The sequence below is a fragment of the Methanobrevibacter sp. TMH8 genome, from assembly GCF_020148105.1.
Classification (GTDB): Archaea; Methanobacteriota; Methanobacteria; order Methanobacteriales; family Methanobacteriaceae; genus Methanobinarius.
The window spans coordinates 1-25276 of record NZ_JAHLZE010000015.1; the positions used below are offsets into that span (position 1 = coordinate 1).

Below are 25276 nucleotides of genomic sequence, written 5' to 3' on the forward strand. Positions count from 1 at the left end.
ACGCAATATACGCACCAGCAAGGAAACTCAAAATAACAACATTTCCCAAAGGCGCTTTTTCCTTAACCTCCGCAATACCAGCAATAGCCTTAGCAGTATCCGCAGGACTCTTAAAAGACGAACCCATATTCTCAACCTCTTTATATTGTGTTTAAACGATATACGCCATGAAACGTAATCCACAATATTTTTTAGAAAACTATGTTCACATCATCATGTTTAACATAGTTATTTCATATTTTATTACTAAATACAATATAGTAATCGTAATACATTTTTATATTTTTTTAATATATTATTTAATATATTTAAAAACATCAATAATACTGCGATGTTACAAATTTTTTATATTTTATCAAAGTATTATTAAAGATAACATTTGTGGTATAGTATAAAAATACTTATCTTTTGAAATCAAAAGATAAAGCTTATATATAATTTTATACAAAGATAACAATTTACTAGAAGAATAATGATTATATCAAAAAAATTACTCATTTTTATTCATATTAGTCTTTAAAAAGATATTAAACCATCATAAATATTTTATAAATATTTTAAACTATTTTTATCAAATATAATTCAAAAACAAATTTTATAAACAGTTTAAAATTTTTTATAAAATAATTTTTTAGTTGTTTTTGAATAGAATATTATATATTTTTTATTTACTATTTTATATAAATTAATGACTAAATACTAAATAACATATAAGAATATAATAAAGCCTTATTACAAAAAATTCTTGAAGGTATACAGTGGTAATAAAAATAAGAAAAAGATAATATATTCATAATAAAAACATTGTAAATAGTATTATAAATAGAAAATAATATTAAATTTAGTATAAAAAATTGGTAATACTAATTCAAGACAAAATCCTATAAATTTTAAAAAATTAAAAAATTAAAAAATAAAATATAAAAAATTGATAAAAAATGGATATAAAAAGAAAAAATAAAATTATAAAATAAAAATAAATCTGAAAAATATTAATAATTATTAATGATTGTTAAAAATTATTAAAAATAAATGATATTAAAAATTAAAAATTAAAAGAATTAATAAAACTAATAAATAAAAAAAATAATAATAAGAAAGAAAATATCTAATCTTTACCTATAACTTGTTCACGAATCTTTTTATTGATTTTGTCACTAGCTTCTCCTTTAATTTGAGCTTCAATTTCTTCATCTATTTTTTTATCAATTTTTCCTCTAATTTGATCCTGAATTTGTCTTTCGATCTCAGTTTCAACTTTTCCTCTAATCTGATCATCAATCTCAGCCATTATTTCAGCTTTGACTTTTCCTCTAATTTGATCCTCGATTTTTTTGTCTATACCCATACAATCACCTATTCGTAATAATCGAATATTAAATATACCTCTATTTTTCATAATATATAAATATTGTTAGTTGAATCATTAATGAATATTAATAGAATTAATTATATTAATATATATTTTAGGATAATTAGTCCATATTATCTATTAATAATGAATATAATTATAATATGATTAAAATGAGATATAATATGAATATAATTAACTTATAATAGAATATTATAATTAAAATTATAAATAAATATAAATAAAGTATTTGCAGTCAAATGCTTGTATAAAAAATTTTCTATTTATATTTCATCAAAGAAATAATATAATAAAAATTACATATATTACATACAATATTAAAAATAATCATTAACTAATGAAATAATATCTCAATTAAAACTCAATTAGATCTAAATTAAATCTCAATTAAATCTCAATTAAATCATATATAAATAAAATCATTATATAATGATAAAAATAATAAAAGGGGAATATTTTTGAAAATAACAAGACAAATAGATGCAATAATCTATAAAAATGATGAGCATACAGAAAGCAGTGAAGAACTAGTATCTGATGAGACAACTACTTTGATTATCAATGATACAACCCCTCGTAATTTTTCAACTATTCCAAATGCACTTGAAGATTTTGCAACAGGTTATTTGATTGGAGAAGGAATAATAAAGAACATAGATGAAATATCTAAAATAAATATTGATAAAACTCTCGTTAAAATTCAAACTAAAACAAAAGAAGAAAATGATGATGAATTAGTTCTCTGTTCAGATAGTTCTGGAGGATGGAGATCAAAAATCAAAGTAATTAAAAAAGTAGAATCTGATTTAAAAGTCGAAAAAGATGATTTAATTAAAAATATCGAAAAATTGAGAAAAAATGCATCTATTTGGCAAAAAACAGGAGGAACACATGTAGCAGCTTTTGTAAATAAAGACAAAGGAAAATTTATTGTTAGAGAAGATGTTAGTAGACATGTAGCTGTTGATAAAGTAATTGGAGCTGCAGCCAAAGAAAGACTTGATTTTTCAAAATCATACATTATTTATAGTGGAAGAATGCCCGCAGATATGGTTATAAAAATAGCTAGAGCTGGAATACCGATTCTTGCCTCAAATGCTGCACCATCTTTTTCAGGATATACCACAGCTGAAAAAGGTAATATAACTTTAGTTGGATTTATTAGAGGAAATAGATTTAATGTTTACACTCATGCAGATAGAATTTTATTCTGAATAAAAAATTAAGTTAATATAATTCTTATATAATTAATATTCCTGTTAAAATTCATATTAATATAAAATTAATGTAAAAATAAAATTAATGCAGAATAATATAAAGTTAATTTAAAAATAAAATAAGAATAAAAAATAGAATAAAATAAAAAAATGGAGAGATTAAAATGTCTTTACCAAAACAATATGTAAGTATAAGAGAAAGATTTAAAGAATATGGAGATGCATTAGAAGAGCTTGGAAAAGCTACAAAAGAAGGACCTATTGATGAAAAAACAGCCCACTTAATCCAATTAGGAGCAAGTGCAGCTATAAGATCAGAAGGATCTGTACATAGCCATACTCGACGTGCACTAGAAGCAGGAGCAACAGAAGAAGAAATATACCATGCATTAATATCAGTAACTAGTACAATAGGGTTTCCATCAGTAGCTGCAGCTATTTCATGGGCCGATGATATTATGCTTGATATATAATTTGATAGAATTATATTAAACCTTTTAAATAAAAAAATATGGAAAAATAAAAAAATAAAATAAAAATAGAAAATTAAAAATAGATGAATCTACTCTAAAACTGTATGACGGTATTTTAAATCATCTTCGGTTTTGCCCATTCTTTGCATCAATTCAGCTATTAAACCATCTAAGAATATAAGAGAAGTTAGCTCAAATGCAGTTCCTAAAGGAGTCAATGAAACATAATTACCATCAATTTGTCTTTTTATATAATCTTCATCATCAATATCGATTTTAGTTCTTCCTTTAACCAACATAACACAGTCAGATGATTTTCCAAGAGATGATTCTGGATATGATGTTAAAGCTAAAGCTTTTGAACCTCTGTTTTTAGCTATATCTACAGCAGAAACAATAGTTTTAGTTTCACCAGATCCTGAAATAGCTAAAATACAATCATCTTCATAAATAGCAGGAGATATTGTTTCACCAACAACATATGCACTTATTCCTAAATGAACAAGTCGCATAGCAAAAGCTTTAGCTACAAGACCAGATCTTCCAGCTCCCATAACAAAAACATTTTTAGAGTTTGTTAAAACATCCATAAATTCATCTATAATTTCTGGATCAAGAAGCTCAGTAGCAGCCTCAATATTGCTTAAAATTTCTTCAATAGCTGATTTCATTAATTTCATAATTATAAACCTTAAAATTTTTATTAAATTTTTATTAATATAAGATAAAATACTAATATACTAAGTAAGAAAATATTAACTATAATATTAACTATAATTTATAGAATACTAAATATACTAAGTATATTTATTAATTTTTAATTTTATTTAAAATTATTTATTTGAAATTATTTATTTAAAATTTATTTGAATATTCAGAATTATCTATGAATATTAATAATTATTATTTATAAACACATATTATCTATTAATATTTATAATTAATATCTATAAACATATCCTATCCATTAATATAAAATATTAATAATTATTACTATTTATTAATACTATTTATTAATATTTATAATTAAAAATTTAATAGTTGAAAATGAGATAAAAATAAACAGGTAGTCAAATGAAGCTGAAAATTCATCCAAAAATTGATATGGAGATTAATGGAAAAATTTATAGCTATAAAATATTTGAATCTCTAAAAATATTATCTGAAAATAATTCTCAAAGACAAACAGCAAAACAATTGAATATATCACATTCTGTTCTAAATAGAAGAATAAAAAAGGCAGAAAAAGAAATAGGTTTTAAATTGGTTGAAGTTTATGGATCTAAAACTTATTTAACAAATGATGCTAAAGAACTTATTAATACCCATGAAAAATATCAATATAGAGTAGTTGAAAATGATAAAATAACTATAGCTGGAGGACATATTGTAACCAGTTTTTTAAACTCTATAGCTAATAAACTTCCATATGAAATTGATGTTTATAGTAGTGATGATGTTAGTGCTTATAAATTAGCACAACGTGGATTAGTGGATATTTTAGCTCTTGATGATCCACAAATAGCTTTTATTAATGATTTAGATTTTATTGCTATTGGTTATGATTACCTTGTTTTAGTTTCAGATGATGAAACACAACATAAAAGAAATATAAAAAGTAAAGAAGATCTAAAAAATTTGAAATTCATTTCAGTTGAGGGAACTGCTCAAAGGTTAGCTTGGAATACTTTTAATGAAATCAATATTCCTTTTGAAATTGTGAAAGAAGTAAAATCTGAATTTGATGCATTTAAAATTGTTAAAAATTCAAAAAACTTGTATACATTTCTAAATGCTAGCTATTTCAAAGGAAATGAAATACTAAAAGACGAAACAAAACATGCCATTAGTTTAATTCCAATTAATTCTGAAAAAAAAGAAGTCAATGAATTGATTGAATATATTTTAGGTGAAGGACAGATATTAGTAGGAAATGAAGGATTTATACCTATTAAACCTTGGAAAACAAAAGACAAAGACAATTTGTAAACAACCCAAAAAAAGTGAAAAGAAAACAAACCAAAATGAAAACAAAAAAACTAAAGAAAATTAAAAAAACTAAAGAAAGAAGTAATAAAATCAAAAAAATCCCCAAAAAATAAAATAATATAATCACATACTAATTTCAGCTAGTGTTTCATGAAACTAATAAGAATAAGCTCATGTATGGGTTCGTCTTTTCATGCACTAGATAATAGTAGTATGCAAAATAATATTATTCTATGGAAATTAATACTATTAATATTATAATACTTATATCTTTCTACTAATATTAATCATGACAAATAATAATCTTCTAATATTATATCTTTGAATTAGAAGTAATTATTAAAAATATTATATAAAAATTACATTGGATATTGTAATAAAAATAGGTTTTAAAGAGATAATAATGTGATAATCTAATAAAATATAGTTTTATAGAAAAATAAACACTAATATTGAGATTTATTTATGAAATTATAGCATTATAGTTTTATTATTAAATAATTATAATAATCTTTAACTATATTATTTAATATTTATTCTAAAATTATTTGTTCTAAAATTAACTTAATATTTTCTAAAAATTTAACTTAAATTATAATCTAATAAATCTAAAATTATTTGTTCTAAAATTAACTTAATATTTTCTAAAAATTTAACTTAAATTATAATCTAATAAATCTAAAATTATTTGTTCTAAAATTAACTTAATATTTTCTAAAAATGTAAATTAAATTATAATCTAATAAATAATAACAATGAAAATATGTTCTAGAATATATTTATAGAATATTGTTCTAGAATAATTAATCTATATATTTTAAATATTTTAGTTTTCAAACACTAAGGAAAATATTATTATAACTACCAACATAATATTATACTCGAAATAAAACAAAAAAAGGATGGGAAAATTCAAATGAGCGAAAAAAGCGATTTACTGGTTATTGGCCACACAGCTATCGATTACATAATGACAGTGGAAGAATTTCCAAACCCTAATTCATCCACTCCGATTAACACGTTGAAAGTATTCCATGGAGGAGCAGGAGCTAATGTTGCAATGGTAGCAGCTAATTTAGGTCTTAAAACTTCAATTATCTCAGCTATTGGAAAAAAATTCATAAATTCAGATTACCACAATCAAATGAATAAAGTTAAAATTAATACTGACTCTATGATCATATCTGAAGATGAAGATACTCCCACTGCATTTGGTATGACAAATAATAATAAAGACCAAATATTTTATTTTTATTGGGGAGCTGGAAAAGAATTTGCAAAATCAGAGCCTCCTAAATCAACTATCCAATCATGTGAAGCAGTTCATTTAGCTACAGGAGATCCAGTTTTTAATCAAAGAAGTAGTGTTGTAGCTAAAGAAAATGAAAGAATTGTTTCTTTTGATCCAGGTCAAGATCTAAATATGTATGATGGAGAAAAACTTAAAAAAGTTATAAAAAATTGTACTATTCTCTTTGGAAATCATCATGAAATAGAAAGAATGGAAAAGCTATTGAATTTTGATATAAATGAATTAAGAGAATTTGGTCCAGATATTATTGTTAAAACCTGTGGTAAAGACGGAAGTACAATCTACACAGAAAAAGAAAAGATAAAAGTTGATTCTATTTATCGTCCAGCTATTGACCCAACAGGAGCAGGAGATTCTTATAGAGCAGGTTTCTTACATAATTATATAAATGGAAAAGACCTTGAAGACTGTGCTAAATTCGCATCAGCTGTTTCATCATTTATAGTAGAAAAACAAGGTTGCCAAACAAACATACCGAAATATGAAGAAGCAATTAATAGAATGAATGAATTCTATGAAAAATAAATTTATATTTTTATAAATTGATAATTTTATAAATGAATAAATTAATAAATTTATAAATTTTTTATATTAATTTTATAATTATATAATTATATTTTTATATTTTTATATAATATTTTATATTATATTTTATATTTAATTAATTTTAAAGACATTAATATTGATAATACTGTTTATATTATTTTATATATTTTATATTTAATTGATTGTTAAGGTGTTAATTATGGCTAATACCACTGTTGCTTCTCATAAAAATGCAGGACTCTTTGATTCTAAAATTCGTAAATTATTTCAAAATCCACAAAAGATATTGAGTCCTTATATTGATAAAGGAATGACAGTTCTTGATTTAGGTTGTGGTCCTGGATTCTTTACTGTAGAAATGGCAAAATTAGTAGGTCAAAATGGAAAAGTAGTTGGAGCAGACCTACAAAAAGAAATGCTATACAATGTGAAAAGAAAAATACAAGGAACTGATCTTGAAAATATAATAGAACTGCATAATACTCAAAAGGACAGTATTGGATTATCAGATAAATTTGATTTTACCCTAGTTTTTTACATGTTACATGAAGTACCTGATCAAAATAAAACTTTAAAAGAATTACACGACTTACTAGATGATCAAGGTAAAATTTTAATTGTAGAACCAAAAGGACATGTTTCCAAAAGAGATTTTGGAAATTCAATTGAGTTAATGAAACAATATTTTAAGGTTTTTAAAGGACCTAAAGTTTTTTATAGTCAGAGTGTGATTTTAGAAAAGAAATGATTTAGGCAATAATTTGTGTGATTGACTAATTAATAATTTGAATCTCCTGTTTTTAAAATATCCGTTTGAATTTAGAAAAATAGTATGAGGCATCTTAATGAGAGAATTAACAGATACTATGAAGAAAGATTTTTTGAGATATATTTCTTCAGATTTCAAAGATTTAGAATACACTCCTTATGGTTATTTAACAATTATGAATCCCATAGAGAGAAAATATTTTAATATGAGATCTAAAGAATCATATGAAAAATATGTAGAGGTTATTACTTTTATTGATGAGAATTTTTTAGAAATATGCAAAGGTTTGAATTCTAAAAATATAAAAGTTAAAAGAGATTGCGCTAGGTTATTAGGTGGTTTTTATGATGAACGGTCTGTTGATCCTTTAATTTATTCATTAAGCGAGACAAATAGTGGATATAGGTATGAATGTATTAAAAGTCTATCAAAACTACATTTAGTTTCAACAAAACCATTATTAAGAGAGCTAAAAAATTCCGATAAGCACATACGTTTAGGCGCTATTAAATCTTTAATTAAGATTAAAGATGGAGATACTAATAATACATTTGTTAAAAAAATTAAAAACTTAGAATTGAAAAATCATTGCAGAGTAATCCATATTGATGAAAAAATACTAAAAAAATATATAAACACTTTAAATGATGATTATTGGCCTGTAAGGCTTAATGCTATTTATTTACTAATGGGATTTAATATTCCAAACTTAATTGATTTAATTTATCCATTAATTAATGATTCAAGCTCCAAAGTTAGACATGGAGTAGTAAGTTGTTTGTTTGCCCTTAATAACTTCAATAAATTATATAATTTTGAAGAAAATTTAGATTCAAAAGAATATTTACGATGTTATTATATGTTGAATGATATTTTAATGAAATCTTTTAAGGATAAATCAACAAAAGTTAGAATGAAAGCTTTAGAACTTCTTTATCGAGGTTATATAAATAATAATATCTCTAAAAAAATATTATCCTTTATAAATCAATCCCATGAAAAATATGTGAAAAAAGCAGAGGAACTTATTTATTTTGCGGATGAAATTTATTCAAAAAAGAGTGTGACAATTATTAAAGATTTAGTTTTAGATAAATTGAATTTTATTGAAAATATAAATTTTCTTAGAAATTTTTTAGAGGATTATGAAGAAAAAGATTTAAAACCTTATTTAGAATCATTATTACATGATAATAATGAAAAAATTAGAAAATATGCTGTTTCTTTATTAAGAAGATATTATAATGATAATGTTAACTCCTTGATAATCAATATTTATGAAAAAGAAGAGAATCTAGAAGTTAGAAAAGAAATTTTAAATAGTTTCCCACGAGAAAGAGAATATAGAGAATTTTTCAAAATATTTGCAAAAGATAAAGATGAAACCATTTGGAGAGATGCTTTCAATTATCTAAAAAAAGAACATGGTAGAATTATCTATTATAATAAAGAAGACTTTATCAAAGATGATAATTTTGAAAAAAATGAATATAAACAGTGGTTAGAATATCTAAATAACAACCAAACATTGAATTTTGAAAATAATTACGAATATATTTATAAGTTTTTACATCAAATAACTTCTAATTTTATTGAAAATAGGAATATTGATAGCTTATTGAGTAATATCAAATTGGTTGAAAATAATTTTAATAAATATTCATGGATAATTAATGATCTAAATAGTTTAAAAGCGGATTCCTATTTTATACTTGAAAATTATGATAAATCTTTTGAATTTAGAAAAAAAAGTTATTTAAGTTTTTATGATTTATTTTTATATGGCCCATTACTAAAATCTCCAGAGAATATTATAAATTCTAAATGGATATTAGATAAATGGAGTAGATATCTTACTGATTTAGGAATAAAAAATAAAAAAGAAATTATAAAATATTTAGATGATTTATTAAATGAAAAAAGTTTCAAAAATAAGAATATATTGACTAATTTTATTAATAAAAACTATAAAAATGAAATATTATCTGAGAACGAGCTAAAAAATCTTGAAATATATTTCATAGAAGATAATAGAGATGTTTTTTTGGAAAATAAATATGAAAAACTTAAAAAACAGTATTTGAAAGAGAAAGAAAACTCGTTTAAAACTATGAAATCTAGTGAATATTGTATATTTAGAACTTTTTTAGATGTTAATTTAAGATTTTTAGATAAAAATTATTTTTATAAAGAACTTTTTGTACCTGATTTAATATTAGAATCTTTTCGTAATTTTTGTAAAGAATTAATAATGAAAGCAGAGAATAAATTTAGATTAGATAATAATTATCATTTAACAACTGAAAAATGGATTAGTGAAGCTAATTTGTTTAAAAAAGTTGTAGATTTATTTCCAGAAGAAATTGTATTAAGACATCAAAGCCCTAATTGGTTAGGTCGTCAACATTTTGATATATTTTTACCATTTAGAAATATAGCTATCGAATATCAGGGAGATCCACATTTTCGACCAGTGCCTTATTTTGGTGGTAAAGAAGGATTTAATAATACGCTTGAAAGAGATAGAAGAAAAAAAGAATTATGTAAATTGAATAATTGTAAGTTAATTGAAGTTTTTCCTAATTATGATATTAATTTTGTAGAAAAACAGATCAAAAAAGCAATAAGTACATATGATATTTTAAAAATCAAATAGAAAGAAATATAATATAAAGGAAATAAACTGAAAACATACAATAAATTAAGGTGATTTGGAATGAGTGAGGAGATACCTTCTATTTTTTGTTCTAAATGCGGGAAACAAATTAAAAATAAACAGAGTAAATATTGTCCTAGTTGTGGGCATGAACTAAACATTGCAAAAGAAACCCTGAGTAAAAAAGAGAATACTAATAATAAAGATATGTCTCAAAATATTAAAGTAGTTAAATATGAAAAAAATCCTGCGTTAGCAGCTATTTTGACATTTTTTCTTTTTTGTTTAGGTCAGTTTTATAATGGACAAATACTAAAAGGCATAGTATTTGTGTTATTGTTGATTATATTATGGTATATTAACATATTTTTAGGTTTATTGTTCCTTATTTATGCAGCCTATGATGCATATAAAAATGCAAAATATATAAAAGAGAATAATGGAAATTATTTCTATAATGGGGCGATATAATGGGAATTAAAGAGCTAAGAGAAAAATTTCACGGCGAAGATGCGAAATTTAGCTCACATTTCCATAATACTGATGAGAATGGTATTAAAAAACCTTCTTGGGGAAAAATCATTGTGGCATGGCTTATAACGATTATTGCTGTGTCAATTATTGTTGGTACAATTTATAGTGCTGCCTTTTATGAGCCTGAAACAAGCTTACATTTAAATTCAGTTGATGCAATTATTGGTGCAAATGAAACAAATTATACCATTATGGGAACTACTGATGTGAATGCATCCCTACATCTATCTTCAAATGAACTTAAATTAAAAAATGTATCAGTTACTGTAGATTCTAATGGAAATTTTAAATATAGCTTAAATATACCTCAAAATGTTACAGATGTTTATGTTGAGTTAACTTCAGTGGCAAATGGTAAAACAGAAAACACTACTCTTGTACATATAGAAAGACCAACTACTTCTTTATCTTTAGATGATGTTAATTTTACTGATAATGATACTTCTTTAACTGTCTCAGGTAAAACTGATCCAAATGCACAAGTAACAATTTCATCTTCTGATTTAGATATTGAAAATATTAGCTTAACTGCTGATAGTAATGGATTATTTAGCTATCAATTGTCTGTTCCAAATGATGAAAATAATTTTGAAATAAATGTAGAATCTCAAGTTCTTGGTAAAAAAGTAGGTAGTGATTTATTATCTATTGTAAGAGCATTAACTCCCGAACCTGTGCCTGAACCTGAGCCAACAATTGAATCAGATAGTTCAAGTTCTTCGTCCGATAGTTCTGACACATCAGCCGGAGGAGAGGTAATAATAACAGCAACTGGATCAAAATATCATAGTCATGTCCATGGTAATATGAAATATATAGAATATGTTTCTTTATCATATGCAAAACAATATTATGAACCATGTAAGGTATGTTATTAATTTAAAATTTCTTTAATAATTTCGAAGTGAAAGTATGGATAAAAATACAATCAATAAAATCATCAAATTTAGGGATGATAGAAACTGGAAACAATTTCATACTCCTGAAAATTTAGCTAAATCAATATCTATTGAAGCTGCAGAATTATTAGAATGTTTTCAATGGGATGATGAATACAATAAATCTGATGTTCTTGAAGAATTAGCTGATGTACTTATTTATTCTATTTCTATGACAGATATATTAGGTGTGGATATTGATGAGATTATCAATGATAAAATTAAGTTAAATGCTCAAAAATATCCTCTTGATGAATCTAAATGAAATTCTAAAAAATATAATAAATTATAACAGATTTTAATCATGATTATCTATGACTCAACTAAAGAAGGCTTTATGAAAGATGTAGAATCTGGGGAAATTGCAGATAGAATTTCAGATAGATTAATCACTTTTTATAATGTTTCTAAAAATACAGATAGGATTTTAGATATTGATATTAAACAAGCTTATATGTTAAAGCTATTAGAAGAAGATGATGGAATAGAACAAAATAAATATCCTAGCTTAAATGATCCAAATATAGCTGTTTACTTCCCTAGAAGAAAACAAGGATTGATTTCAGGTGAACATTACGTTTGCTATGATGGAGATTGGAAAATCTTGGATTCAGACGATGAGGAAGTTGAAAAAGAATATGGCAAATGGGAAAGAGAATTTTTAGAAAATGGTAATGTAATCACATATAAAGACGTAAAAGAAAACGGAAAAGATTATATTTTTAGATGTGATTTCTTTGAATTAAAAGAATTAATAGATATAAAACCAAAAAATGGGATATATATTCATTCAATGACAGAACCATTTAATGATGAAATGGAAATAGACTTTAGAAGAGTTGAAAATTGGTTAAAGCATTTTGGTTTATATCCTATCTATAAAATGCATGTTTCAGGCCATGGAAGTGGTGAAGAGATCTTGGGAATGATAAGGGAAATAGCTCCTGAGAAGTTATATCCTATTCATACTGAAAATATTGAAATATTTGATGTTTTAAAAGATGATGGGATTGAAGTTGTTTGGCCTGAGGTTGAATCATAATAATATTAATTTGTTAAATAAATATTTTTTAAATTTAGGGGATGATAAAATGATAACCAGAGTTAAGGTAATAAATTTTAGATCATTAAAAGAGATTGATTTGAATTTAGAAGAAGATACTACTTTAATAATTGGGGAAAATGATGCAGGAAAAACTTCATTGATTGATGTTTTAAAATTTTTTTTTGATAATAAAAAAGTTGATGAAAATGATTTTCATCTTGAAGAAGATGAAATTAACATTGAAGTTGAAACAAATCAATTTAAATTAAATAAAAAAATTTTTAGGGATAATTTAGGAAATCATATAAATACTATTTATATTCGAGATGAATATATCGAAAATTGTATAAATGAATATAATTCAGAATCTTTCAATGCTTTAAATGAAGAAGATCAAAAAAAATCATTAATTTTTTTTGCTTCACTATTTACATTTCCTATTCGTTCTAATACTAATTTAAATAATCTAAAAAATAAAATTTTAGATAAATTAAATGAACTAAAAAATAACAATGATTATTTTAGTTTTGATGGAAATTTAAACTTTAATGTTTATTTTTTAGATGGAAAACATTTTGAAGATATTAATGTAATGTTTAATGAACTTTATTTTAAACAAAAAAAGAAAGATATATGGGAATTGAATTTAGATTCTGAAAAAACTCTGTTTGATTTTATAGATGATCATTTAAAAAGTTATGCTTCTGAATTAAATTCAAAAATTGATTCTTTAGGTATAAAAGATCAAATAAGTACATTTGTTCCAAATTTCAATGATTTATCAATAAAACCTATTTTACAAAAAAACGATATTAAAATTGAACTAAATGTTGAGTTAATTGATGATGGAGGAAATTCTATTCTTTTGAATAAAAAAGGTGATGGAACTAAAAGACGCATAACAATGGCCTTGTTTGAGCATAAAAACGAAGACCCTGAAGATTCTATAGTAATTTTTGATGAACCTGATACTCATTTACATGTTAAAGCTCAATATGAATTAGTTGATATTATAAGAAATTTTAATAACAATAATCGTCAAGTACTTTTAACTTCTCATTCTCCTTTTTTAATGAATGCGTTTAAACCACAACAAATTAGAATATTTTCATTGTTTAATAATCAAACAGAAATAAAAAGCATAAATAATGATTCAAAGATAACAACAACTTTAACTTCATTAGGCATAGTAAACACAAATTTGTTTTTTTCAAAAAAAATTCTAATTTTAGAGGGAGTTTCTGAATTAATATTTTTAAAAATTCTTTTTGAAAGAAAATTTGGGTGCACAATGCAAAGTAATTTAATAAAACTTGTTAATAGGGAGGGAATAACGGATATTCCTAGATTTATAAGTGTATTGAATGAATTTATTTATCCTTTAGAAACATATGTGATGAGTGATAATGATGGTGATGAAAAATTCTATGAGTTAATGAGTTCTTTAGATTTACCTGATTCAAACGTGTTTTATATAGGTAATAAAGAATTTGAGGATGCTTTTGACTCAAAAGTTATTTATTATTGTTGGAAAAAACATGTTGAATCTAAAAATAGAAATATAGGTACTAATTGGACAATTGAAAAAATAGATAATCTTAAAAAATCTTGCTTGAATAATAATAAAAAATTCAGTAAAAAATTAAGACAATTAAATACTGGTAGCATAAAAATGACAAAACCCATTTTAGCTCAAGCTTTAGGAGAATATGTTGAATTTGAAAGATTAGATGACAAATTTATTGAACTTATCAATAAGTTGAGAGAATAAAATGCCGTATTTAAAAATCAAAAATTATTTTGTTAAATTTTTTTATAAGTATATCTATTTTTAATATTGGCATGAAAATAACTGCCATGAGAACTAGCAGCCATTAATCCATTATATTCACTTTCAGGAACATCATAGTATTGGTATGTTCCTCCACTATGGAATTCAATTTCCAATGTTTTTGTTGCAGAATCATAGCCAATAGAATTTATATTACTTGAAACAACATTATCTCTATTCATTTTTTCACCTCCATATTTTTTAAATAAATAATAATTAAGAATTAAATCTTATTTTAAAAATCAAAATTGTTTTAATTATATAATAATACTTTTTATTAATATTTAAAATTTATCTTAATTTGGTATAATAAATTACATATCTCATTTATTTCTTTTTCAATAGGATTGTATTTTTGTTTAATATTTTCTTTTTCATAAGTTCTACTATTATAATATTCTTTGAATCCTTTCATTATGTGTATATTAGAATTTTTTCTATATGTTTTTAGATAAGTAAGTGTATTTTCTACTAAATAATAATATTCTTCTTTAGTAGCTGATTTTTTATCATAATCTAATTGATATTCAAAATCAGGTTCTCCTTTAATTTTATTTTCAATTAAACAAAATAAAAAATAATTCAAATAATATTTACTGTAACTATCATAACTATAATTTGGATCGATTAAATCCCCTATCACTCCATTTAAATCTCCAAAAATCAAGAGACGCATTAAATCAGTAAAAGAATAATCATTAGGCAATTTTTTAATGTAATTAATCCATTTTTTATTATTTTCTTTTTCATTGTCTAAATATAGAATATAAGCTCCTATCTTAAAAAATAAATTATGGATCTCGATATTTGAGATATAGTTCATTATTTCTTTTTTTTTATTTTCTTTAAAATCTTTTTCGATAAATAAATTATCACTATATATACTTTCAGATATATTTTTTTGAAAATTTAAATAATTGATGAATGAAAAAGTATTCATTTCATATTTTTTATATAATTCTTCGGGATTTAGTAAAATTTTTTTATTTTCAGGTCCTAAAATTTGTTTTATTGAAAAACTAAATAGTTTTAAATCTCTATTTATTACTATTAATATCATTATATTAAAGAAAATTTCATTTAAATTTTCTAAATTTAATTCAATTTTTTCTATTTTAATAAAATTTTTATATAATTCTAAAAAAATATGCATTATATTATATCATAGTTCATGTTTTATTTTTAATGTAATTTTCAAAAAATTTATGTAAGAGTGAAAATAAAATTTTTTCTTAATTTCTATATTATTTTGACTATAAATATTAGAATTTTTCTTAAAGACAATTTTCAAAGTATCTTCATAATTTAAAAGAGAAATAAGTTCTCTCATTTTTTCAATAATCAACTCACAAATATCAATAATTTCTAGTTGTAGTGATTTTTTATAAATTTGATAGTATGTTTCTATTGTGTTTTCTAAAACTATTTGTGTAATTTTTATTTTATCTTCTTTTAAAATTTGATATTTTTTCAAAAAAATTTTATTTTTAAATGAGTAACAATTTTTTAGATGGCCAATTTTTGCAATAAAGTTGTATAATAGATCAATGTTATAGTTCACAACATAATATTCTTCATTTAATACACTTTTGATAGTTATATCTTGAATTATTCTATATTTGTCTTTAAAATAAGATTCTTTTTGAATTTCATTTTTAATAAGTTTATTAAGATTCATTACTTTTTTAGAATATTCCGTCTTACTTGTATAAATGATCATTTTTTCAGTATGAAATAGTAAAAGAATTAATATAATTAAAAATAATAAAACTATCACAAAGAATAATAATTTGTTATAATATCCAGTTGAAAATATATAAATAAAACATGCAGAAATAATAAATAATGAAATTCCTGTTGAGAAATTCAAGATCATATCATCTTTATATTCATCTAAAATTTTAGGAGAACTCATTTCGGAGGCTTTTTGAACTATAAATTGAGATAATGTGAAAAAAATTGCTAAAATAGTTATAGTAGATGCTAAAATTACCAATATTATCTCTTTAGGTTTAATAAGATCTTCAAAATTAGGAACATTAATCAAAGAAGTTTTATATAAAATAAATATTATGCTTAAAGCTATCAATATTAGAAGAGTAATATTTATTTTTTTAGATAGTTTCATAATTATTTTTTAGTTTATATATAATAATATATTTTTCTCATTAAATTTAGATTAAATTAATTATATATTCACTTTATTCAGTAATTAGTTAACTGCACCGATTTTTATATTTATAAAATTATTTTTATTATTGCATATAATTTAATTTGTATGTTATAATATATAGTTTTGAATAATTTGGAGTAATTTTATTATTTTTCTATAAAATTTAAATCTTGAGATTATATAGAAAAAAATATAAGTTAAACAAAATAGACAGAAAACATATTTTAAATTAGAATATTTAAATATAATAAAATATACTTATTATTTTATTATTCAAATTAAATTAAAAATAGTTTAAATTTCTTAAATGTGATTTTATGAAGAAAGAAACAATTAATAAAATCATTAAATTCAGAGATGATAGAAAGTGGAAACAATTTCATAGTCCTGAAAATTTAGCTAAATCAATATCTATTGAAGCTGCAGAATTATTAGAATGTTTTCAATGGGATGATGAATATAATAAATCTGATGTTCTTGAAGAATTAGCTGATGTACTTATTTATTCAATTTCAATGGCAGACACATTAGGTGTGGATATTGATGAGATCATCAATAATAAAATCAAGCTAAATGCTCAAAAATATCCTATTGATGAATCTAAATGAAGTTCTAAAAAATATAATAAATTATGAAAAGGTCTTAACATGATTATCTATGACTCAACTAAAGAAGGCTTTATGAAAGATGTAGAATCTGGGGAAATTGCAGATAGAATTTCAGATAGATGTCAAACACGTTTTGGAAAACCAAGTCCTTCTGAATATAGATCTTGGGAAAATTCAATGGAATATATGTATAAAGTATTGAACTATAATGAACTTCCAAATAATACTGGAGTAGCTATTGAATATAATATTCCTTTAATATTATTATCTGGACGAAATTATCCTTAAAATATAAGTATTTTCCCAATATGTCATGACATTTGCGTTTTTGTTCCATGATAAAGATATCTATGTATTATCAAGACCTATATTTAATTAATAAAAATTAATTTCATTAGAAAATTCTCGTAAAAGTAGGAACAAGATGCAATGATAAACTTAAACAACAAAGAAATCATCTTATTATTATATAAAATAAAGGAATATGAGAAATATTTTGAAAAGTACTTTTATAAGTTACTTAAAACTTCAATACTTTTATGCAAAAAGAAGCCAAGAAATAACTACTTTAAAATTAAATGATAATCATATTTCATGAATAATGAAATAACTTTTCACATAGTTAAGAAAAAACATGATACAAAACTCAAAATAAAATGATAAAAGATATAAAAAACGTTAAAAACTAATAAAAGATAAAAAATTAGTCGATGATGATTATTTCCTTATTAAAGATTCTAATGAATAAAATTTTAAACAAAACAACATGACCTATTTAGAAAGAAACAACGAAAAATTAATAAAAAAATAACCAATGAAATAATATCAGTTTTGAATACACATAATTTTAGAAGACTTAAAGTTCAGCGTTTATATTTATCATGAAAATGATATTGAAATAATCCAAAAACTTTATTATCTTAAATAAGTAAACCAAATTTAGAACATTTACAATATATGAGATAAAATTAAATAAAATGTTGCTGAAAGATAAATAATTTTGAAAAAAGGTATTATTTGGTAAAGACAAATTTGAAGCTGGAAAAATCATTAAGATATTTTATGAATAATATTCCTGCATAAATTATTAAATCATATTGATTAATGGCGTCTTTTCTACTCTTGATAATTTATTGACTAAATTTTTAATATTTTGAGATTTTTTTAGATAGTTTTTTATTACTTCTCATATGCTATGAATATTAAGATATCATATAAAATACTAATTATTATTAAAAATAATAATATTATCAAATGTAAATTTTTAGTTAATGTTTAAATGGTAGTAATTATAAAGTATTATTAGATTATTAGCTTAAAATTATTTGGAGGATTAAAGGGATATTATGTTGAGCCAAACGCAAACTAAATTACGAATAAATAAAAATGATATCATATCTCCAATTGATGTAAATAGTAATATTAAAATTACTAATTTTGAAAGTGAAAGGCATGATTTTAATTATAATGCTGATGTTTCACAAAATCGATTTTATATACATAATAGGCGATATTTAGGTAGCAAATATAAATTATTGAATTTTATTCATTGGGTTACTTTTAATATTCCTTCAAAAATTGAAACAGTTGCTGATATTTTTGCAGGCACGGGAATAATAGCAGATTATTTTAACAATGATAATAAAAAAATAATTGTTAATGATATTTTAAAATCAAATTATATAGTTTATAATACATTTTTTTCTAATGATTATTTTGATTTGGATAAAATAAAAAATTTTATAAATGATTTTAATAATATGGAGATAGAAGAAACAAATTATTTTTCAGAAAATTTTGGAAACTCTTTTTTTACTGAAAAAAATGCCATGAAAATAGGGAATATTAGGGAGCAAATAGAGGAATTAGATGATTTGAATTTTAGAGAAAAATGTATATTAATAACAAGTTTACTATATGCAACAGATAAGGTAGCTAATACTTGTGGACATTATGATGCTTATAGAAGATCACTTGATATGGATAAAGATGTAAAATTAATGTTTCCTTGTATAAAAAAAAATAATAAGAGCAATGAAATATATAACATGGATTCAAATGAGTTAGTAAAATCAATTAGTGCAGATTTAGTTTATATAGATCCTCCTTATAATTCTAGACAATATGGTGATACATACCACCTATTGGAAAATTTAGCTGATTGGAAAAAACCAGAAGTTGTGGGTATAGCTAAAAAAATGAAAGATAGGTCAAAAACTAAAAGTAAATATTGTACAGTTAAAGCAGTTTCTGCATTTGAAGAATTAATTAAAAAAATTGATTCTAAATATATATTAGTTTCATATAGTAATATGGCTCAAAAAGGCGTTGGAAGATCTAATGCTAAAATAAGTTATAATGAACTTTTAGAGATATTACAAACTAAAGGAGATGTTGAAATTTTTGCTTGTAATTATAAAGCGTATACCACTGGTAAAAGTGATATATCTGACCATAAAGAATTATTATATCTTTGTAATGTATACTAATGATGGATATGAATCTAATTAAGTCTTGTATTAATTATACTGGTGGAAAATATAAATTATTAAATCAAATATTACCTCTTTTTCCTAAAAATATTAATAAATTCATTGATTTATTTTGTGGAGGATGTAATGTATCTTTAAATGTTAATGCAAATCAAATTTATTGTAATGACATAGAAAAAGAAATTATAAATTTATTTCAATTTATTAAAGATACTGAGATTAATACTATTTTAGATAAAATAAATGATATCATTGAGTATTATGAATTATCCAACACATTTTTAAATGGATATAATTTTTATAAATGTGATTCAAATTATGGACTTAGTAAATACAATAAAAATAATTATATCAAACTAAGAGATGATTTTAATAAGAAAAATTTTTTAAAAAGCTCAGACAGGTCTTTATATTTTTTTATATTGGTCACTTATTCTTTCAACAATCAAATTAGATTTAATAAGAAAAACTATTTTAATGTCCCTGTTGGCAAAAGAGATTTTAATAAAAATTCTAAGAATAATTTAATTAAATTCGCTTCTTGTATTAAAGAAAAAAATTTTAATTTTAAAAGTTCTGATTTTAAAAAGTTTAATTTAAATGATATTGGTGAAAATGATTTTTTATATTTAGATCCTCCTTATTTAATTACATTAGCTTCATATAATGAGCAAGATGGTTGGTTAAAAAAGAATGAAAAAGATTTATTAGATTTATTAGATTGGATTGATTCTAATAACATACGATTCGCGCTTTCAAATGTTTTAGAAAGTAAAGGAAAAACTAATGAACTTTTAATTGATTGGTCTAAAAATTACAATGTTAATTATTTAAATCACAACTATTCTAATTCAAATTATCAAATAAAAAAAAATAACAAAACAGTAGAAGTTTTAATATGCAATTATTAGGAAGATAATATGGTAAAAGTATGGAGTTTTAATACAACTGTTCGAAATCCAGTTAGAATTATAAATAATCTAAAAGCTATTGAAGAATTTGAAGGATTAGAATATAATCATGAAAATCAAGCTAAATACTTTTGGACATTAATTAAAAATAAATATTATAAACCAACAACCACTCCAGAGAATCTTATAATGGAATATGAATTTGATGGACTATTTGAAGATGATGATGTAACTAGGATATATGAAACATATGTTAGTGATAAATGTGATAAAAGTTGTCGAGGTAGAACAGCAGCAGCTCCTTTAAAAAAAACAGGACTTATAATGTGGGAAAATGACACTCCTCTCAAAATCACAGAACTTGGTAAACTTTTATTAAAAGAAGATATAAGTTTTGAAGAATTCATGTTTAAATTTTGTCTAAAATGGGAAATTCCAAATCCTGTAGATAGAGGAATGAATGATTTTGATATTAAACCATTTATTGCTTTGTTAAATGTCATTTATGAAGTAAATTCTATTGAAGAAAAAAGAGGAAATAAATCTAAAGGCATTAGTATTGATGAATTTAAGATGTTTGTCATAACGCTTAAAAACTATACGCAAATAAATGACAGTATTTTAGAAATAATTCAATATCGTGATAATTTAAAAAATTCAAGTAATCAAGCACTTTTTAAACAAAAAATGCTAGAAGATTGTATCATAAATACTTTTGATGTGGATCCAAATAATGATCGAGAAATTATTAAAAAAACTGACACATTGAAAGCTTATGCTGATTCGGCAATTCGTTATTTTAGAATAACCGGTTATATAAATTATACTAATGAACGATATGGGATTAATATCAATTTTAATAGATTAGAAGAAGTGAAAATGATCATATCAGAAATAACTCAAAGTTCTTCACATTATGACGATAAAAATGAATATATTGAGTATTTAGGAGACATAAACTCTCCAGAATTGCCATGGGAAAGTAGAGAAACTTTAGAAAAAGTATTTTCACAATTGAATTCAAATATTAAAAATAAACAAAATGAAATAATTGATCAGTATCCTCACAGCAATCTAAATGACTATTCGTTAGATATTGATATTACAAATATTCAAAATATTGATCTTAAAAAGCTAATTGATAATTTGAAAAATAATATGGAAAATGTCAATAACCAATTTATTTTTGTTAGAGAAAAAAATAAAGATAATTTAAATGAATATAAAGATGAACTTGAGAGATTATCTGGATTAAAACCATCTAAATCTAATTTTAAAGAGCCTCTTGAATTGGAGTGGTACACTTCTTTAAGTTTGATGGCTATAAATGATGCTGAAAAAATAAAGCCTAATTTAAAAATGGGGGATGATGGAGAACCTGTTTTCACTGCTCCAGGTAATAAAGCAGACATTGAATGTTTTTATGATAAATTTAATTTGTCTGTAGAAGTTACTATGATGAAAAGTAGGAGTCAAACAGTACATGAAGTTCAACCCATTATGAGACATTTAAGAAGTTTAGAAGAAAAATATGCTGATAAAAAATTTTATTGTATGTTCATAGCTCCAGTTATACATAGAGATACATATAATCAGTTGCGTTTTTATGTTAAAGATGGTTATGAGGACATAAAACAAAATATAATTCCTTTAACATTACCACAATATATTAATATATTAGACATAATAATTAAAAAAAGAAAAAACAATAAAATTGTCAAAAATTCTGATTTAAAAAAATTATTTGATAATTTGTCTCAAATACCTCATAATAATGATATTAAGTCTACAATGTGGAAAGATAAATTAAATTATACTATTTGCAAATGGGAAAAATCCATATAATAGAAATAAGGACAGAATAATATGTATTTTCAGATTCAAAGAAAATTTCAAAAAATAGTATATAAACTAATAATCATTGATTAAATTAGAAAAAATTTAAAATATTTTTATTTTAATTCGAATTTTTGGATTTTTTCAGAATATTTTAAGAATAAATAGATAAGCCATCATAATAATATTTATCATTATTGTTCATTTAAAAGTTTAAATATTTCAAGATTCATCTTTGACTTTTTTAAAAAGATTATAATTATTTTATATCTTAAAAAAGAAAAAAGGATAAAAAAATTAATTATCCTTTAAAAATTTTGTTTATTTTTTTCTAATAACTATTCCTAAACAACTTAAAATTACTAATATTATTAAGTTTATTGGTATTCCTGTTTTTTTCATAGCTGCTGTTGCAGCTGGGTTGTTACTTGTTTTGTTTGGATTAGGATTATCTGGGTTTTTTCTTGTGAAAGTAGTGGTTGCTTTTCCATCATTGGAATTATCATCACCATATACCAGAGCTGTTATTTTGTGTGTTTGGCCATTGATTTTGTTAGCTGGTATTTTTAGTTTAGCTATTCCGTTTTTATTTGTGATTCCTGTTCCTATAATTTTTCCATCTAGTATAAAGTCTACTGGATGGTTAATTACTGGGGTTCCGTCGTCTTCATAGGTTGCATTAGCTATTATGGTTATAGAACCATCATCATTTTCTTCAGTAGTTATAGTTACTATGATATTTCTTTTAGCTACATTAAGTTTTGCTTTATTATTAAATCCATTATGAGTATCATTTCCTTTCCATTGTACGGAAACATCTATATTTCCTACTTTAGTTGGAATATAGGTTAAAGTCCACTCACCATTACTATTAGTAGTTACAGTGTATGTTTTACCATCAACAATAACACTAAGTTCAATATTAGCTAAAATATTTCCATTTTCATCTTTTGCAATACCAGTAATATTAGTTGGTTTACCAACAGTAACATTTTTTGTAGATATAGTTGAGTTAGTAGCTATTTTAGTAATATTGTAAGGATCTATTGCAAAGACACTTATCAAACCTTCATTGATAATTAGTGGACAGTCTCCGATTCCATCATATGTACCATTGACAGGGAATAAAGCACTATCTTCACCAATAACAGTTAAGTTAAAGCTTACATAGCCTTCAATAGATTCTATATTTTGAATGAGAGTTCCTCCAAGAATTCCATTAATATAAATTCTTATATTTTGACCAGTAACAGTATTACCCATATCATCGGTTAAAGTAGCATAAATGGTTATTGTAGAGCCATTCAAAACAGCTAAGGTAGAATTATTGAGATAAGTTAGATTTAAAATGCCCATAGAACCATTATTATAAATCATTTGACCTGAACTTGCATTATTGCCTGTCATGGTATTATTAGAAAGTGTTATATTATCCCCAACATTATAAATAGCTCCTCCATTATTTATGCAGGAATTATTTGTAAAAGTGTTGTTAATTATTTTTGTATTTTTACTAGTAGTTCCGATGCGTATTGCACCTCCATTATTGGTTGCACTGTTTTGATTGAATATAGAGTTAATTATTGTTGCATTTTCACCAAATACGGCGACTGCACCTCCACCACTTCCTGCTAGTGCAGTGTTGTTTATGAATATGGAGTTTTCTATAATTGAATTATTACTATTGAGATAGATTGCACCACCACTAGAATTCATTCCAGTGTTGTTGATAAATGTAGAGTTAATTACAGTCATTTTATCACCACTACTACTTATTGCACCTCCCCCATTTCTTATAGAAGTACAATTTATGAATGTAGAGTTAATCACAGTTATATTTGCACCTCTACTACTTATTGCACCTCCACTAGTTGATGTTGCGTCATTATTTATGAATATAGAATTGATTATAGTCATCCCACTACCTACATTATAAATAGCGCCTCCTGATAGTGCAGTGTTGTTGATAAATGTACAGTTTATGAATTTCATTATTGTTCCTTGATAGTTATTGAAGATTGCTCCATAATCACTTCCATTACCCGCTTTTATAAATGTAATATTAATAAAACTAACATTCAAATTGTTATTTATTGTGAATATTCTTGATAATCCTTGTGCATCAATAATAACTTGATTTTGTGATCCATTTCCTTGAATTGTTATGTTTTTACTTATAGTTATGTTAGTGTCTTGGTTAGTTTTGTTGTAAGTTCCAGGGTTTAAGTATAATGTGTCTCCAGTTCCAGTGTCAGCAATACCTTGTAATATACCACCAGTACTAGTGTCACTGATTGTGTTGTTAGCTGCACTAATTGTTGATAAGCTACAAATTAATAAAAGCATAGCTAATAATATTAAGGTTATTTTTCTTATTTTCATAGGTTATTTCCCTCCCTTTTTATTTTATTTATTTATTTAAATTGTGAAAATTAGCTTAGTAAAAAAAATGGATATTTTAATTATCTCGGGTGGTTTTTACTAAGCATAAATTTTCATCGTATGTTTTTTTTGATTAATAACATTTAATTTATAGCTATTTTCATTAGTTGGTATAAATCATGGATTTTTAAT

22 protein-coding genes and 1 pseudogene are annotated in these 25276 nt (G+C 23.3%); 16 read left to right on the plus strand and 7 right to left on the minus strand.

What is annotated here, in order from left to right; translation table 11 throughout:
• Both KQY27_RS03275 and KQY27_RS03280 read right to left on the minus strand, forming a co-directional pair.
• A pseudogene (locus KQY27_RS03275) lies at positions 1-127 on the minus strand (formate/nitrite transporter family protein); the annotation flags it as partial.
• 981 nt (positions 128-1108) lie between these two features.
• Positions 1109-1348 carry a hypothetical protein gene (locus tag KQY27_RS03280; protein ID WP_224425151.1) on the minus strand — a complete coding sequence of 80 codons (240 nt, stop codon included), beginning with the start codon at positions 1346-1348 and terminating at the stop codon, positions 1109-1111.
• A 482-nt stretch (positions 1349-1830) separates the two neighbouring features.
• Between KQY27_RS03280 and fdhD the strand changes: the two genes are divergently transcribed.
• Positions 1831-2586, plus strand: a complete 756-nt coding sequence (fdhD, locus tag KQY27_RS03285; protein WP_224425152.1) for a formate dehydrogenase accessory sulfurtransferase FdhD — start codon at positions 1831-1833, stop codon at positions 2584-2586.
• Positions 2587-2753: 167 nt separating this feature from the next.
• Positions 2754-3062, plus strand: coding sequence for a carboxymuconolactone decarboxylase family protein (locus KQY27_RS03290; protein WP_224425153.1), 309 nt, complete (start codon positions 2754-2756; stop codon positions 3060-3062).
• Between the two features lie 89 nt (positions 3063-3151).
• Here KQY27_RS03290 and hxlB read toward each other — a convergent pair whose 3' ends face one another.
• Positions 3152-3742, minus strand: coding sequence for a 6-phospho-3-hexuloisomerase (hxlB, locus tag KQY27_RS03295; protein WP_224425154.1), 591 nt, complete (start codon positions 3740-3742; stop codon positions 3152-3154).
• A gap of 394 nt (positions 3743-4136) precedes the next feature.
• Between hxlB and KQY27_RS03300 the strand changes: the two genes are divergently transcribed.
• The 9 genes from KQY27_RS03300 (at position 4137) to KQY27_RS03340 (ending at position 14622) form a co-directional block, all read left to right on the plus strand.
• Complete coding sequence (locus KQY27_RS03300; protein WP_224425155.1) at positions 4137-5051, plus strand: LysR family transcriptional regulator; 915 nt, start codon at positions 4137-4139, stop codon at positions 5049-5051.
• A 916-nt stretch (positions 5052-5967) separates the two neighbouring features.
• The gene (locus KQY27_RS03305; protein ID WP_224425156.1) at positions 5968-6888 is read left to right on the plus strand and encodes a carbohydrate kinase family protein; all 921 of its coding nucleotides are present in this window, start codon (positions 5968-5970) and stop codon (positions 6886-6888) included.
• 220 nt (positions 6889-7108) lie between these two features.
• Positions 7109-7657, plus strand: a complete 549-nt coding sequence (locus KQY27_RS03310) for a class I SAM-dependent methyltransferase (RefSeq protein WP_224425157.1) — start codon at positions 7109-7111, stop codon at positions 7655-7657.
• Between the two features lie 97 nt (positions 7658-7754).
• Positions 7755-10334, plus strand: coding sequence for a HEAT repeat domain-containing protein (locus tag KQY27_RS03315; protein ID WP_224425158.1), 2580 nt, complete (start codon positions 7755-7757; stop codon positions 10332-10334).
• Positions 10335-10394: 60 nt separating this feature from the next.
• Positions 10395-10805, plus strand: coding sequence for a zinc-ribbon domain-containing protein (locus tag KQY27_RS03320; RefSeq protein ID WP_224425159.1), 411 nt, complete (start codon positions 10395-10397; stop codon positions 10803-10805).
• The gene (locus tag KQY27_RS03325; protein ID WP_224425160.1) at positions 10805-11746 is read left to right on the plus strand and encodes a hypothetical protein; all 942 of its coding nucleotides are present in this window, start codon (positions 10805-10807) and stop codon (positions 11744-11746) included. The genes KQY27_RS03320 and KQY27_RS03325 overlap by 1 nt, the downstream gene beginning before the upstream one ends.
• A gap of 34 nt (positions 11747-11780) precedes the next feature.
• A complete protein-coding gene (locus KQY27_RS03330) occupies positions 11781-12071 on the plus strand; it encodes a nucleotide pyrophosphohydrolase (RefSeq protein ID WP_224425161.1) in 291 nt (96 codons plus the stop codon).
• Positions 12072-12110: 39 nt separating this feature from the next.
• Complete coding sequence (locus KQY27_RS03335; protein WP_224425162.1) at positions 12111-12848, plus strand: MBL fold metallo-hydrolase RNA specificity domain-containing protein; 738 nt, start codon at positions 12111-12113, stop codon at positions 12846-12848.
• Positions 12849-12897: 49 nt separating this feature from the next.
• A complete protein-coding gene (locus KQY27_RS03340) occupies positions 12898-14622 on the plus strand; it encodes an AAA family ATPase (protein ID WP_224425163.1) in 1725 nt (574 codons plus the stop codon).
• A 32-nt stretch (positions 14623-14654) separates the two neighbouring features.
• Here KQY27_RS03340 and KQY27_RS03345 read toward each other — a convergent pair whose 3' ends face one another.
• The 3 genes from KQY27_RS03345 to KQY27_RS03355 form a co-directional block, all read right to left on the minus strand.
• Positions 14655-14864 (minus strand): KTSC domain-containing protein, encoded by a 210-nt coding sequence (locus KQY27_RS03345; protein WP_224425164.1) that lies wholly within the window; start codon positions 14862-14864, stop codon positions 14655-14657.
• Between the two features lie 95 nt (positions 14865-14959).
• Positions 14960-15742 (minus strand): hypothetical protein, encoded by a 783-nt coding sequence (locus KQY27_RS03350; RefSeq protein WP_224425165.1) that lies wholly within the window; start codon positions 15740-15742, stop codon positions 14960-14962.
• A 102-nt stretch (positions 15743-15844) separates the two neighbouring features.
• A complete protein-coding gene (locus KQY27_RS03355) occupies positions 15845-16810 on the minus strand; it encodes a hypothetical protein (protein ID WP_224425166.1) in 966 nt (321 codons plus the stop codon).
• A 362-nt stretch (positions 16811-17172) separates the two neighbouring features.
• Between KQY27_RS03355 and KQY27_RS03360 the strand changes: the two genes are divergently transcribed.
• The 5 genes from KQY27_RS03360 (at position 17173) to KQY27_RS03380 (ending at position 22711) form a co-directional block, all read left to right on the plus strand.
• A complete protein-coding gene (locus KQY27_RS03360; protein WP_224425167.1) occupies positions 17173-17463 on the plus strand; it encodes a nucleotide pyrophosphohydrolase in 291 nt (96 codons plus the stop codon).
• A 39-nt stretch (positions 17464-17502) separates the two neighbouring features.
• Positions 17503-17751 carry a hypothetical protein gene (locus KQY27_RS03365; protein ID WP_224425168.1) on the plus strand — a complete coding sequence of 83 codons (249 nt, stop codon included), beginning with the start codon at positions 17503-17505 and terminating at the stop codon, positions 17749-17751.
• 1058 nt (positions 17752-18809) lie between these two features.
• Positions 18810-19952 (plus strand): DNA adenine methylase, encoded by a 1143-nt coding sequence (locus KQY27_RS03370; RefSeq protein WP_224425169.1) that lies wholly within the window; start codon positions 18810-18812, stop codon positions 19950-19952.
• 8 nt (positions 19953-19960) lie between these two features.
• Positions 19961-20866 (plus strand): Dam family site-specific DNA-(adenine-N6)-methyltransferase, encoded by a 906-nt coding sequence (locus tag KQY27_RS03375; protein ID WP_224425170.1) that lies wholly within the window; start codon positions 19961-19963, stop codon positions 20864-20866.
• 9 nt (positions 20867-20875) lie between these two features.
• Positions 20876-22711 (plus strand): AlwI family type II restriction endonuclease, encoded by a 1836-nt coding sequence (locus KQY27_RS03380; protein ID WP_224425171.1) that lies wholly within the window; start codon positions 20876-20878, stop codon positions 22709-22711.
• Positions 22712-23023: 312 nt separating this feature from the next.
• Here the strand turns inward: KQY27_RS03380 and KQY27_RS03385 are convergent, their stop codons facing one another.
• A complete protein-coding gene (locus tag KQY27_RS03385) occupies positions 23024-25084 on the minus strand; it encodes a right-handed parallel beta-helix repeat-containing protein (protein WP_224425172.1) in 2061 nt (686 codons plus the stop codon).
• Positions 25085-25276 lie beyond the last annotated feature (192 nt).

Excerpts from the sequence above, each read along its gene's own strand:
- KQY27_RS03280 (WP_224425151.1), bottom strand. The coding sequence starts at position 1,348 with ATGGGTATAGACAAAAAAATCGAGGATCAAATTAGAGGAAAAGTCAAA.
- KQY27_RS03290 (WP_224425153.1), top strand. The coding sequence starts at position 2,754 with ATGTCTTTACCAAAACAATATGTAAGTATAAGAGAAAGATTTAAAGAA.
- hxlB (WP_224425154.1), bottom strand. The coding sequence starts at position 3,742 with ATGAAATTAATGAAATCAGCTATTGAAGAAATTTTAAGCAATATTGAG.
- KQY27_RS03300 (WP_224425155.1), top strand. The coding sequence starts at position 4,137 with ATGAAGCTGAAAATTCATCCAAAAATTGATATGGAGATTAATGGAAAA.
- KQY27_RS03305 (WP_224425156.1), top strand. The coding sequence starts at position 5,968 with ATGAGCGAAAAAAGCGATTTACTGGTTATTGGCCACACAGCTATCGAT.
- KQY27_RS03310 (WP_224425157.1), top strand. The coding sequence starts at position 7,109 with ATGGCTAATACCACTGTTGCTTCTCATAAAAATGCAGGACTCTTTGAT.
- KQY27_RS03315 (WP_224425158.1), top strand. The coding sequence starts at position 7,755 with ATGAGAGAATTAACAGATACTATGAAGAAAGATTTTTTGAGATATATT.
- KQY27_RS03320 (WP_224425159.1), top strand. The coding sequence starts at position 10,395 with ATGAGTGAGGAGATACCTTCTATTTTTTGTTCTAAATGCGGGAAACAA.
- KQY27_RS03325 (WP_224425160.1), top strand. The coding sequence starts at position 10,805 with ATGGGAATTAAAGAGCTAAGAGAAAAATTTCACGGCGAAGATGCGAAA.
- KQY27_RS03330 (WP_224425161.1), top strand. The coding sequence starts at position 11,781 with ATGGATAAAAATACAATCAATAAAATCATCAAATTTAGGGATGATAGA.
- KQY27_RS03335 (WP_224425162.1), top strand. The coding sequence starts at position 12,111 with ATGATTATCTATGACTCAACTAAAGAAGGCTTTATGAAAGATGTAGAA.
- KQY27_RS03340 (WP_224425163.1), top strand. The coding sequence starts at position 12,898 with ATGATAACCAGAGTTAAGGTAATAAATTTTAGATCATTAAAAGAGATT.
- KQY27_RS03345 (WP_224425164.1), bottom strand. The coding sequence starts at position 14,864 with ATGAATAGAGATAATGTTGTTTCAAGTAATATAAATTCTATTGGCTAT.
- KQY27_RS03350 (WP_224425165.1), bottom strand. The coding sequence starts at position 15,742 with ATGATATTAATAGTAATAAATAGAGATTTAAAACTATTTAGTTTTTCA.
- KQY27_RS03355 (WP_224425166.1), bottom strand. The coding sequence starts at position 16,810 with ATGAAACTATCTAAAAAAATAAATATTACTCTTCTAATATTGATAGCT.
- KQY27_RS03360 (WP_224425167.1), top strand. The coding sequence starts at position 17,173 with ATGAAGAAAGAAACAATTAATAAAATCATTAAATTCAGAGATGATAGA.
- KQY27_RS03365 (WP_224425168.1), top strand. The coding sequence starts at position 17,503 with ATGATTATCTATGACTCAACTAAAGAAGGCTTTATGAAAGATGTAGAA.
- KQY27_RS03370 (WP_224425169.1), top strand. The coding sequence starts at position 18,810 with ATGTTGAGCCAAACGCAAACTAAATTACGAATAAATAAAAATGATATC.
- KQY27_RS03375 (WP_224425170.1), top strand. The coding sequence starts at position 19,961 with ATGAATCTAATTAAGTCTTGTATTAATTATACTGGTGGAAAATATAAA.
- KQY27_RS03380 (WP_224425171.1), top strand. The coding sequence starts at position 20,876 with ATGGTAAAAGTATGGAGTTTTAATACAACTGTTCGAAATCCAGTTAGA.
- KQY27_RS03385 (WP_224425172.1), bottom strand. The coding sequence starts at position 25,084 with ATGAAAATAAGAAAAATAACCTTAATATTATTAGCTATGCTTTTATTA.